This is a genomic window from Paenibacillus sp. FSL R7-0312 (assembly GCF_038004445.1).
Lineage (GTDB): Bacteria > Bacillota > Bacilli > Paenibacillales > Paenibacillaceae > Paenibacillus_AQ.
Window position 1 is genome coordinate 4,024,577 of record NZ_JBBORE010000001.1, and the last position, 12,570, is coordinate 4,037,146.

At 52.0% G+C, this 12,570-nt stretch carries 15 protein-coding genes; all 15 read left to right on the forward strand.

Annotation, left to right across the window (positions count from 1 at the left end):
* The first annotated feature begins 46 nt into the window (after positions 1 to 46).
* The 15 genes from MKX70_RS17540 (at position 47) to aroC (ending at position 12,569) form a co-directional block, all read left to right on the forward strand.
* A complete protein-coding gene (locus tag MKX70_RS17540; RefSeq protein ID WP_340840409.1) occupies positions 47 to 799 on the forward strand; it encodes a hypothetical protein in 753 nt (250 codons plus the stop codon).
* Between the two features lie 561 nt (positions 800 to 1,360).
* Positions 1,361 to 2,839: a stage IV sporulation protein A gene (gene spoIVA / locus MKX70_RS17545; protein ID WP_039301803.1), complete on the forward strand. Its 1,479-nt coding sequence runs from the start codon at positions 1,361 to 1,363 to the stop codon at positions 2,837 to 2,839.
* Positions 2,840 to 3,203: 364 nt separating this feature from the next.
* Positions 3,204 to 3,476, forward strand: coding sequence for an HU family DNA-binding protein (locus MKX70_RS17550; protein ID WP_019909963.1), 273 nt, complete (start codon positions 3,204 to 3,206; stop codon positions 3,474 to 3,476).
* A gap of 110 nt (positions 3,477 to 3,586) precedes the next feature.
* Positions 3,587 to 3,835, forward strand: coding sequence for a trp RNA-binding attenuation protein MtrB (mtrB, locus tag MKX70_RS17555; RefSeq protein ID WP_042138627.1), 249 nt, complete (start codon positions 3,587 to 3,589; stop codon positions 3,833 to 3,835).
* Positions 3,836 to 3,941: 106 nt separating this feature from the next.
* On the forward strand, positions 3,942 to 4,481 hold the full coding sequence (locus MKX70_RS17560; RefSeq protein WP_340840410.1) for a hypothetical protein: 540 nt from the start codon (positions 3,942 to 3,944) through the stop codon (positions 4,479 to 4,481).
* A 113-nt stretch (positions 4,482 to 4,594) separates the two neighbouring features.
* Positions 4,595 to 5,464: a heptaprenyl diphosphate synthase component 1 gene (locus MKX70_RS17565; protein ID WP_042237643.1), complete on the forward strand. Its 870-nt coding sequence runs from the start codon at positions 4,595 to 4,597 to the stop codon at positions 5,462 to 5,464.
* Positions 5,465 to 5,491: 27 nt separating this feature from the next.
* On the forward strand, positions 5,492 to 6,220 hold the full coding sequence (locus MKX70_RS17570; protein ID WP_042242904.1) for a demethylmenaquinone methyltransferase: 729 nt from the start codon (positions 5,492 to 5,494) through the stop codon (positions 6,218 to 6,220).
* Positions 6,213 to 7,088 carry a UbiA-like polyprenyltransferase gene (locus MKX70_RS17575; protein ID WP_039301813.1) on the forward strand — a complete coding sequence of 292 codons (876 nt, stop codon included), beginning with the start codon at positions 6,213 to 6,215 and terminating at the stop codon, positions 7,086 to 7,088. The genes MKX70_RS17570 and MKX70_RS17575 overlap by 8 nt, the downstream gene beginning before the upstream one ends.
* Entirely contained in the window at positions 7,085 to 7,687 is a 603-nt protein-coding gene (locus MKX70_RS17580) for a UbiX family flavin prenyltransferase (protein ID WP_042237641.1), read from the forward strand. Before MKX70_RS17575 ends, MKX70_RS17580 begins: the two co-directional genes overlap by 4 nt.
* Before the next feature lie 3 nt (positions 7,688 to 7,690).
* Complete coding sequence (locus MKX70_RS17585; protein ID WP_340840411.1) at positions 7,691 to 8,551, forward strand: menaquinone biosynthetic enzyme MqnA/MqnD family protein; 861 nt, start codon at positions 7,691 to 7,693, stop codon at positions 8,549 to 8,551.
* Positions 8,548 to 9,516, forward strand: coding sequence for a polyprenyl synthetase family protein (locus MKX70_RS17590; RefSeq protein WP_340784683.1), 969 nt, complete (start codon positions 8,548 to 8,550; stop codon positions 9,514 to 9,516). The genes MKX70_RS17585 and MKX70_RS17590 overlap by 4 nt, the downstream gene beginning before the upstream one ends.
* Positions 9,517 to 9,653: 137 nt before the next feature.
* Positions 9,654 to 10,097, forward strand: coding sequence for a nucleoside-diphosphate kinase (gene ndk, locus MKX70_RS17595; protein WP_340840412.1), 444 nt, complete (start codon positions 9,654 to 9,656; stop codon positions 10,095 to 10,097).
* A 27-nt stretch (positions 10,098 to 10,124) separates the two neighbouring features.
* Positions 10,125 to 10,928: a CheR family methyltransferase gene (locus MKX70_RS17600; protein WP_042237635.1), complete on the forward strand. Its 804-nt coding sequence runs from the start codon at positions 10,125 to 10,127 to the stop codon at positions 10,926 to 10,928.
* A gap of 108 nt (positions 10,929 to 11,036) precedes the next feature.
* On the forward strand, positions 11,037 to 11,213 hold the full coding sequence (locus MKX70_RS17605; protein WP_167549564.1) for a hypothetical protein: 177 nt from the start codon (positions 11,037 to 11,039) through the stop codon (positions 11,211 to 11,213).
* A gap of 186 nt (positions 11,214 to 11,399) precedes the next feature.
* A complete protein-coding gene (aroC, locus tag MKX70_RS17610; protein ID WP_340840413.1) occupies positions 11,400 to 12,569 on the forward strand; it encodes a chorismate synthase in 1,170 nt (389 codons plus the stop codon).
* Position 12,570: the final 1 nt, after the last annotated feature.

The following is a 12,570-nucleotide window of genomic DNA, read 5'->3' on the forward strand; positions in this document are numbered from 1 at the left end:
GAAGGCTTAGCAGATAACCAGAAAAGGGGGCGTATTTATCAACTCCATGTATCAGGTGAAACGCCGGCAATCGCTGAGAAGAGCAGCCCTGCTGCCTTGGGTTGGCCTACTGCTATGGTCACTTGGGGGCTGCATGTATCCCGGTGATTCTGAGCAGCGGCAGCCAGGCAGCGTGTACCGCGAGAGTGTGAAGCGGGTGCAGGCAGCGGTAGATGACTATCAGGAGCAGGAGGGCCTGCTTCCGATTAAGACCAGCGATGAAGCAACGCCAAGGTATGAGAAATTCGTGGTCGATCTTAATAAGCTGCAGCAAGCTGGGTACCTGGATGAAATACCGGCAGCGGCTTTTGAGAAGGGCGGCAGCGCGTATTTTCTGATTCTGGACGAAGAAAGTGATCCTCAGGTGAAGCTGATGGACCTGGTGACCGCGCAGAAGGTTAATGATGTCCAGCGCAAGGTTAACCTCTATAAGTCCGCACATGGTGGAGAACTACCGGCGGAAGAAGAAGTGTATCCGGACCTCACTGCGATTGATGCCAAGAAGGCAGGAACAGCGTCTATTAAGCTGATCAGTGTATATTCCGGCCAGCCCCTGCAGCTCCTTATGGACAAGGACGGAAAGGTATATGCTGATTACGGTGCGGATATCAGCTCAGCTATAGATAAGAATGGCGGGGCGCCTGAGGCGGACAGAGACTTGCGTCTGGAGCTGGAGCAGGCGTCGTATTACGTACCCGTTAAGTCATTGCCTTATTTGTGGGTTGACGGCCGGCCGGTTCCGCAGGCTCCGCTGGAATAGAAGCTTGAGAAGGCTGTCCCAAAGCAGCGAATTGGCTGCCTGGGACAGCCTTCTCTTGTTCATCCGGTATAATCCGCAGTTCGATTGCTCCACTGGCAGCTGCCCGGGGTTTCCGGGTTATTTTGGCTGTCTGCCGGCAATCTGGAGGAGAATGCTGGATGCTCAAACGGGCTTTTTTTGCTGAAGTGGACTGAAATTCCTGAGTTCAATCCATATAGTGGTTCTAGGCGAAAACCCGGCTTCATAGGATTGATGAGAAGACTTCCGGGCGTCGTGACGCATTGGCGTTCTAGAGCGGGCATACAAAATTTCAGCTGCAAAATGCACGGACGAGGGTCATAAATCCGTTCTGGATACATATGATGATACTAGTCCAAATGCATGTCCGAGCATTCGGAGTTTAGCGCGGGGCAACATGTTCCGCCTCAGGCAGTAGCTAGGCTTCGGGCGGACAAAGCTTAGTCCGGTGGTTGTCCTGCAAGGGTCAGTTTGCCGGCGGAACGCGAAGTCGATGCTCTTCAGGCATTTTTTCTTCGGAGTAATATGAGGAGGGGATCTCTTTTGGAAAAAGTGGATATTTTCAAGGACATTGCCGAGCGTACCGGCGGAGACATTTATCTCGGCGTCGTCGGCGCGGTTCGCACGGGGAAATCGACATTCATCAAACGGTTCATGGAAACGATTGTTCTTCCGAACATCACAAGTGAAGCGGACCGGGTAAGAGCGGTGGATGAACTGCCGCAAAGTGCGGCGGGCAAAACAATTATGACCACTGAGCCCAAATTTGTACCGAATAACGCGGTGCAGATCAAGGTGGCGGAGGGTCTGGAAGTCAATGTCCGGCTGGTCGATTGTGTGGGTTATGCAGTAGAAGGTGCCAAAGGTTACGAGGATGAGAATGGTCCGCGTATGATCTCAACACCGTGGTTTGAGGAACCGATTCCGTTCCAGGAAGCGGCTGAGATCGGCACACGCAAAGTGATTCAGGAGCATTCCACACTCGGTGTGGTAGTGACAACCGACGGTACGATTGCTGAAATTCCCCGGAACTCGTATGTGGATTCCGAAGAGCGCGTCATCGCTGAGCTGAAGGAGGTTGGCAAGCCGTTTGTGCTTGTAATCAACTCCACCCGGCCGCGCAGTGAGGAAGCACAGCAGCTGCGCAACGAGCTCGCGCTCAAATATGATATTCCGGTAATGACACTCAGTGCCGCCAATATGACGGAAGATGATGTGACCGGGGTACTCCGTGAAGTGCTGTATGAATTCCCGGTACATGAAGTTAATGTCAATCTGCCAAGCTGGGTTATGGTGCTGGGCGAGAATCACTGGCTGCGCAGCAGCTACGAGAATTCTGTCCGCGATACGGTGAAGGATATCCGCCGCCTGCGGGATGTGGACCGGCTCGTCTCCCAGTTTACAGAATATGATTTCATCGACAGGGCTGGCCTCAGCGGCATGAACATGGGCCAGGGGGTAGCGGAGATCGATCTATACGCTCCTGAAGAGCTGTATGATCAGGTTCTCATGGAGGTGGTCGGCGTGGAGATCCGCGGCAAAGACCATCTGCTCCAGCTGATGCAGGACTTCTCCCATGCCAAACGTGAGTATGACCGCTTCTCGGAAGCACTGGAGATGGTCAAAACTACAGGTTATGGTATCGCAGCCCCATCCTTGGCCGAGATGGCTCTGGATGAGCCTGAGCTGATCCGTCAGGGCTCCCGCTTCGGAGTCCGGCTGAAGGCTACAGCACCTTCGATCCATATGATCCGGGTCGATGTCGAATCTGAATTCTCGCCGATTATCGGCACAGAGAAGCAGAGTGAAGAGCTGGTGCGTTACCTGATGCAGGACTTTGAGAATGACCCGATCAAGATCTGGGAGTCGGATATCTTTGGCCGTTCCCTGCATTCCATCGTCCGTGAGGGCATCCAGGGCAAGATTGCCATGATGCCGGATAATGCCCGCTATAAGCTGCAGGAAACGCTGGGCCGAATTATTAACGAAGGTTCAGGCGGACTGATTGCCATCATTCTCTAAATGTAAGCAGGCTTGCGAGAAGAGCGGAAGAATTTCCGCTCTTTTTTGCTGCTGATTTTTAAGATTTCGAGGATAGCTTACCAGCGGACAAAAGGGGGATTCTCCCAGGGAAGACTCCGTTTTTACGGTATAATTGGTAGTAATAGACTGCACGATACCCCGAAAACAGGTGGAAACATGCTACTTTCTGCTCCTTTTTTGAGTAACGCCTTGAAATTATGGGTGGGCTGTATTACTATAAGTTTGTTGCGCTTCTAGAAGAGAGGCGCCAGTATCCAGTAATAAACGGGATTATCACGTATATTTTGCGTTGAAACGGAAACAGTGTATGATACCGGAAATTTGCCCAGGGAGGTGAGAAAACATGAACAAATCAGATTTGATCAACGTAGTTACAGAAGCAACTGAACTTCCCAAGAAAGATGCTACTAAAGCGGTAGATGCCGTTTTCGAAGCTATCACAGGTGCGCTGCAAAGCGGAGATAAAGTACAGCTGGTTGGATTCGGAAACTTTGAAGTGCGTGAACGTTCCGCACGTAAAGGCCGCAACCCGCAGACTGGTGAAGAAATCGAAATTCCTTCGAGCAAGGTACCGGCATTCAAACCCGGTAAAGCGCTGAAAGACGGAATCAAATAGAGATTTCTACATATCTATCCCATAGTCCTTGAATAACAACTATGCCGCCCTCCAAGGCGGCATTTGTTTTTTAGAAGCATAGGCTAACCAAACTTTAAGGAGGATCATAAATGACTGAGAAGCACAATGAAGTGAATCCTGCACCATCAGGCAGCGATTATATCGTAATCAAAGCCAAAGAGAACGGAGTTCAGGTCATCGGACTGACAAGGGGCCTGGATACCCGCTTTCACCATACGGAGAAGCTCGATAAAGGCGAAGTCCTCATTGCCCAATTCACAGATCATACCTCAGCAATGAAAATCCGCGGCAAAGCTGAAATCTGGAGCAAACACGGACAATTAGAGAGTGAAAGCTGAGAAGCAGGCATAGCCTGCTTTTTTAAAAATATAACTAGATATAGGGCTGTCAGCGGTACGGTATAATCCTGCTGCGCAGCGGAAATTCTGAGTAAGGGGGCTTGTCATGAACCGGAGCTGGCTGATTGGAACTGTTTTGCTGCTGACCGCGGCGTCTACCATGCTGCTGCCTCAGCTGGCCAGTCTCGGGACAGTCCCCCAGGGCGCCTATGGTACAGTGGAGACTATAAGCCGGGACAGCACCGTTCTGGGCGATGACAATCTGGTAGATAGGCTCGGGGAGATCCCCTTTAGCCTGGTTATAGACAAGGCGGGCTGGAAGGACCAGGTGTTAACTCTGGATCTTAAGGTGACCGGCAATGACCATGAACCGCAGGAGCTGTATCAGAACATGGCGCTGGCGATTGCTTTTGCCTTTCAGGAGACCGGCAATGTTGATCAGCTGCTGCTCCGTGTGGTGGCTGAGGATAAATGGCTGGATACCCGCCGCCTGCTGCTGGCTGGTGACATCCGCCGGAAGGAATGGTCTCCCCGGCTGCAGGATGAGCTGCAGAATGCCGGCAATTCCCCGCTGCCCGGTTCTCTGAAGAACGGCTTCCGCATTAGTGAAAGCGAGCTGTGGAAAAAACAGTTCATTTATCCCTGAAGTGGGTAAAAGAAACTAGAATGCACGACCGTGCGTGACCAAAAAACATGTGATATAATAGACAAGATTGTGAACAAAGATATAGTCAAACGTCAATGGCTTCGGAGGCTGAAATGAAACCGTACCGCATACCGCAACTGGCTAAACCCTACACCGACTACGACATGATTCAGCGGCATACGGAATTGCCGCCGTTCTCAGACGGGCGGGGTCATTTGTTATATATTTTTCTGGGTCACGGCAGGAGTGCCGGATTCCAGAGTGAAGAGCTGTTCACTCTGGTGACCGGGCTTGTGCAGCTCGGGCTGGATACACATGAGAGCATCGACCGTTATCAGGATGAGCCCGGCGGTGATATGATGCGTTCCCGCCAGCTTAAGGTGCTGGCCGGCGATTACTTCAGCAGCTGGTTCTACCATCTGCTCGCCAAACATGAACAAATTGAGATGGTGGGCATTCTAAGCACGGCTATCGCTGATTTTAATGTGATGAAAGCTAATCTTTACGGCAAGATGAAAGGAATGCTTTTCACAGCCGAACAATATTTAAAGCACACGGTACAGCTCAATATGAGGCTGTTTCTTTCTTTTACACCGATGATTGAGGAGCCGCTCCGGGATAGCTGGGAGAAGCTGCTGGTGGAGTTCAGCCAGTGTGAAACCGTAACGCAGGAGCTGCGCCGCGGCACAGACCCAGTAAGTGCTCTGGAAGGCTACTGCTACTGGAAGGTGCTGGAGTCAGCGACGGAAGAGGAGCGCCAGCTGCTGGGTGAGCAGGAACTGGACATCAGGGATTGGAAGAAGCTTAAGCTAAGAAGCAAATGTGATGCCCTGCTGACAGACAAGCTGCATGCATCACTTGAGTCCATTCAGGGATTGCTGCAGGGTATCAAGGACGAGGAACTGATCAGTGAGCTTAGTGCTGCGCTGAACCGCCTTCTTCTGCAAATGAAAATTTCCGGACAAGCTGCCGTGGAGGGTTAGAGAATGACCGTAGATAAAACTTCCGTTATGGGTGACCAAGGCATCAAGCCGAAAGAACAATTCGTACATTCTGTATTTGAGAGCATTGCCGGCAAATACGACCTAATGAATGATATCCTTAGCTTCCGCCGCCATAAAGCGTGGCGCAAGTTTACAATGCGTAAGATGAACATGAAGCGCGGGGATTCGGCAGTGGATCTGTGCTGCGGGACCTGCGACTGGAGCATCGCCCTGGCTGAGGCCAGCGAGACCGGCTGTGTCATGGGACTGGATTTCAGTGCAGGCATGCTGGAGGTCGGCAAGCGTAAGGTAGAGGGGCGCGGACTCCAGGACCGGATATCCCTGATTCAGGGCAATGCAATGGATCTGCCCTTCGGCGATAATTCGTTCGATTATGCGACGATTGGCTTTGGACTCCGCAATGTGCCTGATCCCGTTCAAGTGCTGAACGAAATGAAGCGTGTGGTGAAGCCGGGCGGTATGGTGGTATGCCTGGAGCTTTCGAAGCCGATGAAGCAGCCGTTCAAAGGGATTTATTATTTCTATTTCCAGCGTGTGCTTCCGTTGCTCGGCAAGCTTTTTGCCAAGCGGTATGAGCAATATAAGTGGCTTCCCGAGTCACTCGCCCTGTTCCCGGACAGAGAACAGCTGGCAGTGATCTTCCGTGAAACCGGCTTGCAAAAAGTGGAATCCTTCCCCTTGACCGGCGGCATCGCGGCATTACATATTGGGGTCAAGGAGAACAGCAATGTTTAAGAAAATCGGCATTTTTCTACAAATGATTAAATTTGAACATACGGTTTTTGCACTACCCTTTGCTTTTATGGGCGCTTTGCTCGGATCGGTTGTAATGTTTGGTGAACTGCCTTCCTGGAGCCAGATCGGCTGGGTTGTGATTGCCATGTTCGGTGCACGCAGCGCGGCTATGGGACTTAACCGGCTGATCGACCGGATCAGTGATGCGAAGAATCCCCGGACAGCCGGGAGAGCGATTCCTGCAGGACTGCTGAAGGTTGGAGAAGTATCGCTATTTATCGCCTTCTCGTTCTTTTTGCTGTTCTGGGCTGCGTTTAAGCTGAATCCGCTGTCAGCGAAGCTGCTGCCGATTGCTGTTTTCCTGCTGGTGTTCTATTCGTTCACGAAACGCTTTACCTGGGCTTGCCACCTGATTCTCGGTCTTACCATCGCACTTGCGCCGCTGGGGGGCTGGGTTGCGGTGACTGGAACCGTAGATTGGACCTCCATGGTATTCTATTTCACTATCGTTTTTTGGACAGCGGGTTTTGATATTATTTATTCCTGCCAGGATGTGGAATTTGATCTTAAGGAAGGGCTGTACTCTATTCCTGTCCGCTTCGGAGTTGCCCGTGCGCTCCTTATTGCCAAGGTGTTTCATCTGCTTACGGGAATCGGATTTGTATCGCTGCTCTTTATTACTGAATTGAGCTGGTGGTATGTGGCAGGTATGCTGATTGCCTACATTATTTTATTCTATGAGCATTATATCGTATCCCCAAGCGACCTCAGTAAACTGCAGACGGCGTTTTTCACAATGAACGGGGTGCTTAGTATTGTAGTCTTTTCCTTTACTCTGATTGACCTGGTGGTGCAGTTCTACAAATGAACGAGCGTAAGCCTAAAAATTTCGTGGTTGGCATTACCGGCGCGAGCGGCGGGATCTACGGCATCCGGCTGACAGAAACCCTGCTCTCGCTCGGTTACACGGTGCATCTGGTGGTTAGCAATGCAGGCTGGCGCGTCTTCAAAGAAGAATTAGGCTTCACGGCCTCAGACCGGGAAGGGTTTCTGGACGGGCGGTTCAGCAGCTATCCCGGTTCTCTTCTGTATCACCCTATCGCAGATATTGGTGCTTCAATTGCCAGCGGTTCCTTCCGGACGGAAGGGATGATCATTATGCCTTGCTCGATGGGAACACTGTCTGCTGTAGCGCAGGGCAGTTCCGACAATCTGATGACGCGGGCTGCGGATGTCATGCTGAAGGAAGGGCGCCCTTTGGTGCTTGTTCCCCGGGAGACACCGCTGCACGCGATTCACCTGGAGAATATGCTGAAGCTGTCCCGGATGGGAGTCAAACTTATCCCGGCGATGCCGGCGTTTTATTTTGGACCTGTAACAATCGATGATCTGATTAATTTCATGGTAGGCAAAGTGCTGGACAGCTTTAATATTGAACATACTTTATTTCGCAGATGGGGGGAATGAAGGATGACACATCCAGAGCACACCGTTATCGGTAAAATCAGTTACACCAACTCATGGCCGGTATTTCATAATTTCCATCCTTCTTCTCTAAGCTTCCCGGCAGAGATGGTGAGTGAAGTACCCGCCATTCTCAATCAAGGCATGGCTGACGGGAGCATTCATGTAGGCGCATTATCCTCCTTCGCGTACGCAGCGGCCAGCGACCGGCTTCTGCTGCTTCCGGATCTGTCTGTCAGTGCTGACGGGCCGGTCAAATCGATCCTGCTCTTCTCAAGAATGCCGGTGCAGTCTATCGGCAGCGGCAGGATCGCCGTAACGAATACATCGGCCACTTCTGTCAATCTGCTGAAAATTCTGATGGACAAAGCTATAGTTGCCACCCCTGAGTACATCAGTGTCCCTCCTGATCTGAACGAAATGATGGAGCAGGCAGATGCCTGCCTGCTGATCGGGGATCATGCCATCCGTGCATCCTGGCAGGATCAGGGATATTACGTAACGGATCTGGGCGAGCTATGGAAGGAATGGACCGGACTCAGCATGACTTTTGCCGTCTGGGCCGTTAACCGCGGGGCTGCTTTGCGTAATCCGGAAGCGATTGCCGAGATTGCGGAAGCCTTTGCCGTCAGTAAAAGACGGGGCCTGCGCGATCTGGGGCCAATTACACAGGAAGCCTGCTGCACTATCGGAGGTACGGCATCCTATTGGAACGATTATTTCCGTAATTTATGTTACGACTTTGGGGAAAGGCAGCAGGAAGGTCTGAACCTCTATTTCCGCTATGCCTATGAAATGGGCCTGCTGCCGCAGGAAGTGAAGATGGAGCTTTGGAGCCACAATCTGCTGACACGGGTGAAAGAATGAAGCGAATGCAAATATTCGGCTTGCTGAACAAAGATATGGATCAGATTGAAAAGGAACTGTACCGCAGTGTCCAGGGTGATGATGACCTGCTGACAGAAACCTCGCTGCACCTGCTCAAGGCGGGAGGCAAGCGCCTTCGTCCGGTATTTGTCCTCATGGGCGGCAAATTCGGACAATATGACCTCGACAAGCTGAAGCGTGTTGCAATTCCGCTGGAGCTGATACATAGCGCCTCGCTTGTCCACGATGATGTCATCGATGATGCTGAACTGCGGCGGGGGGAGCCCACCGTCAAGGCGAAATGGGGCGACAAGATCGCCATGTATACCGGCGACTATATCTATGCCAAGGCACTGGTCATGACTTCGGAGCTGAAGAATCCCCGGATTCATCAGATTCTCTCCAAAGCTATGGTGGAGATGTCGATCGGAGAGATGGAGCAGATTCGTGATTTCTTCAACAGCGGGCAGAGCGTACGTCATTACCTGCGGAGAATCCGCCGCAAGACAGCACTGCTAATAGCCGTCAGCTGTCAGCTCGGCGCCCTGGCTGCAGAAGCAGAGCCGGAGACAGCAAGGCTGCTCTATAATTACGGATATAACGTGGGGATGGCGTTTCAGATCCGTGATGATCTGCTCGATCTTTCCGGAACGGAGAAGCAAATCGGCAAACCGCCTGGCAGTGATATGCGCCAGGGCAACATTACATTGCCGGTGATTTACAGCCTGCAGGACTCAAGGCTGCGCGAAGGACTGATGGAAGAGCTGGAACGGATCCGCGCGGGGAATGGCGGGGTTGGCCGTGCAATCGACCTGATCCTTTCCGGGGACGGAATTGCCCGTGCGGAGGAGCTGGCTTCCCGTTACATCTCTAAGGCGCTGGAGGCGCTGGAGCAGCTCCCGGGCAACAGGACCAAACGTAATCTGCGCGACATCGCCTTTTTTGTCACAGGACGCGCTTATTAATCTGGCAGTTTCCGTAGATTAAGCGTTCACAGATGCCGAGGTTTCTGATAATATCAGACAATGAACAACCTGATTATGCAATCCCGTATAGACAAACCTAGCATTCATTAAGAATTGGGGAAATGGAGAGTGACTCTATGGAACAAACGTATCTGATGATCAAACCAGACGGTGTACAACGCGGATTGATCGGGCGTATTGTCGCCCGCCTGGAGGATAAGGGATTCAAGCTGGTTGCTGCGAAGCTGATTACCATTACGGAAGCACAAGCCAAGAAGCACTACGCAGAGCATGAAGGTAAAGATTTCTTCCCGGAACTGGTAGGCTTTATCACCTCCGGTCCTGTGTTTGCCATGGTATGGGAAGGCGATGATGTTGTATCACTGTCGCGTCTGCTGATCGGCAAAACCAAAGTGGGCGAGGCATTGCCGGGAACGATCCGCGGTGACTATGCCAGCCACACCCCGCTTAATTTGATCCACGGATCAGACTCGCCGGAAAGCGCAGCACGTGAAATTGCCAATTTCTTTGCTCCGTCTGAACTGGCCCAGTATAACAAAGACATCTCAGTCTGGATGTAAGGTCCGGCGGGAGACAGGAGAATATTTATGGCAGAACGTGAAGAACCCGCATTAACCCCAGACCCGGATTACACCGGATTTATTCATAATGTCAAACAGAGCACCGGAATTGATCTCGCCCAGTACAAGGAAGCGCAGATGAAGCGGCGTCTTACGACGCTCCGCATGAAGAACGGTTACAATTCTTTTAGTGATTTTTATGCCGCAATGATGAAGGACAAGGCTTTATTCTATGAATTTCTCGACCGGATGACCATTAATGTCTCCGAATTCTGGCGTAATCCGAACCGCTGGGAAGTATTAAGGGATGTTATTCTGCCTGATCTTCAGCGTTCCGGCCGCAGACTGAAGCTGTGGAGTGCCGCCTGTTCTACCGGAGAAGAACCTTATACACTGGCGATGATCCTGTCAGACAAGAATATTCTGGCCCAGACCGGTATTCTGGCCACAGATATTGATGACGGGGCCTTGGCCAAAGCGAAGCAGGGGTTATATCTGGAGCGTTCCTTAAAAGATGTCCCTAAAGATGTGGCTGACCGGTATTTCACTCCGGAGGGACCCGTGTTCAAGGTCAGTGATGGGCTGAAGAAGAGTATCGATTTCCGTAAGCAGAATCTGCTGCTCGATAAGTTTGATGAAGGCTTCGACCTGATCATCTGCCGGAATGTAATGATCTATTTCACTGAAGAAGCCAAGAATAAGCTGTATCACAAATTCTCGGCCAGCCTGCGTCCCGGCGGCTATCTGTTCGTGGGCAGCACGGAACAGATTTTCACGCCCGCGCAGTATGGATTCGAATCTACAGAAACCTTCTTCTACCGCAAGAAATAGGGAACGGTTGCTTATCCGCAGGGCCTGTCGCCACAGGTATACTTTAACTTCTTTTCAGTGATACTGAAGAGTAGAAACCGTATGCCAAGTGAAAGGTCGTTATAGTAGATGGACAAAAGCAAGGTTATAGCCGCGTATCGACGCGGCTTCCTCACAGTCCGCGAATGCGGACAGGTTCTCGGGATTGAGGAGCTGCAGCTGCAGAGCCTGCTTGCAGCGGAGGAGGGCAGAACCGGCAGCCTGCCTCCCGCACCGGGTAACCGGCAGCTGGAGACAGGTTCTTAGGGCGGGGATGCACAGCAGCGCCGTTTCTGCTCGAAAGAGCAGGAGCGGCGCTGTTCTTGTTGAGGAATAGAGTGGCACTTGAAGGTGACCGCTTTCTTGTCAAAGCCGATGGCCTATACTATAATAAGCAAAGACATTTAACAATTTAGTGGTTTACAGTCTAAAAGTGTGAAGGGGGAACGCAGCATGAATTTACGCTATTTAACAGCGGGGGAAACGCACGGCCCCCAGCTTACAGCCATTATTGAGGGATTGCCCAGCAATTTGACACTTGATTTCGAAGAGCTTAATTTCCAGCTGCACCGGAGACAGAAGGGCTACGGCCGCGGACGCCGGATGCAGATTGAGAAGGATACCGCCGAGATTGTAGGCGGCGTACGCCACGGTTCCACAACGGGTGCTCCTGTTGCCCTGGTGGTGGTGAACAAGGACTGGACGCACTGGAAGAACATTATGAATATCGAGCCGATTCCAGGCAGTGATGAGGAGAAGCGCCGGGTCAACCGTCCGCGTCCCGGACATGCCGACCTGAACGGCGGCTTGAAGTATAACCTTACGGATCTGCGCAATGTACTGGAGCGCTCCAGCGCCCGTGAGACGGCTGCCCGGGTCGCGGTAGGCGCAGTAGCCCGCCAATTGCTGGCAGCATTCGGGGTGAAGATTGCCGGACAAGTGATCCGCATCGGTGAAATCGAAGCACCAGCCAATCAGCTTACGGTAGATGAACTGATTGCGCAGACAGAAGAGTCCTCTGTGAGAGTCGTGGACAAAGAGACGGAACAGAAGATGGAGGCTTACATAGACAAGATCAAGGAGGAAGGCGACTCTATCGGCGGGATTGTGGAATGTATTGTCGAGGGTCTGCCGGTCGGCCTTGGCAGTCATGTGCAGTCTGACCGCAAGCTCGATGGAGCCATCGCCGGAGCCGTTATGTCGATTAATGCCTTCAAAGGTGTGGAGATCGGCATCGGCTTCGAGGCCGGTAAGCTGCGCGGCTCACAGGTTCATGACGAGATAATGTATGAAGCCTCACAAGGATACTACCGGGCAAGCAACCGGCTGGGCGGTTTCGAAGGCGGAATGACCAATGGGATGCCGGTGGTGGTCCGCGGAGTAATGAAGCCGATTCCGACGTTGTATAAGCCTCTGCAAAGCGTAGATATTGATACGAAGGAACCGTTCACTGCCCAGGTTGAACGTTCGGATGCCTGCGCAGTTCCGGCAGCCTGTGTTGTACTGGAGAATGTGGTGGCCTGGGAGATTGCCAAGGCTTTCCTGGATAAATTCGGCGGCGACTCCATGGAAGAGATCAAAGCCAACTATAATAATTACCTGGCGCAGCTGGAGAGCTATTAAG

Excerpts from the sequence above, each read along its gene's own strand:
- MKX70_RS17550 (WP_019909963.1), top strand. The coding sequence starts at position 3,204 with ATGAACAAATCAGATTTGATCAACGTAGTTACAGAAGCAACTGAACTT.
- MKX70_RS17600 (WP_042237635.1), top strand. The coding sequence starts at position 10,125 with ATGGCAGAACGTGAAGAACCCGCATTAACCCCAGACCCGGATTACACC.
- MKX70_RS17560 (WP_340840410.1), top strand. The coding sequence starts at position 3,942 with ATGAACCGGAGCTGGCTGATTGGAACTGTTTTGCTGCTGACCGCGGCG.
- MKX70_RS17540 (WP_340840409.1), top strand. The coding sequence starts at position 47 with ATGTATCAGGTGAAACGCCGGCAATCGCTGAGAAGAGCAGCCCTGCTG.
- mtrB (WP_042138627.1), top strand. The coding sequence starts at position 3,587 with ATGACTGAGAAGCACAATGAAGTGAATCCTGCACCATCAGGCAGCGAT.
- ndk (WP_340840412.1), top strand. The coding sequence starts at position 9,654 with ATGGAACAAACGTATCTGATGATCAAACCAGACGGTGTACAACGCGGA.
- MKX70_RS17565 (WP_042237643.1), top strand. The coding sequence starts at position 4,595 with ATGAAACCGTACCGCATACCGCAACTGGCTAAACCCTACACCGACTAC.
- aroC (WP_340840413.1), top strand. The coding sequence starts at position 11,400 with ATGAATTTACGCTATTTAACAGCGGGGGAAACGCACGGCCCCCAGCTT.
- MKX70_RS17570 (WP_042242904.1), top strand. The coding sequence starts at position 5,492 with ATGGGTGACCAAGGCATCAAGCCGAAAGAACAATTCGTACATTCTGTA.
- MKX70_RS17575 (WP_039301813.1), top strand. The coding sequence starts at position 6,213 with ATGTTTAAGAAAATCGGCATTTTTCTACAAATGATTAAATTTGAACAT.
- MKX70_RS17590 (WP_340784683.1), top strand. The coding sequence starts at position 8,548 with ATGAAGCGAATGCAAATATTCGGCTTGCTGAACAAAGATATGGATCAG.
- MKX70_RS17605 (WP_167549564.1), top strand. The coding sequence starts at position 11,037 with ATGGACAAAAGCAAGGTTATAGCCGCGTATCGACGCGGCTTCCTCACA.
- MKX70_RS17585 (WP_340840411.1), top strand. The coding sequence starts at position 7,691 with ATGACACATCCAGAGCACACCGTTATCGGTAAAATCAGTTACACCAAC.
- MKX70_RS17580 (WP_042237641.1), top strand. The coding sequence starts at position 7,085 with ATGAACGAGCGTAAGCCTAAAAATTTCGTGGTTGGCATTACCGGCGCG.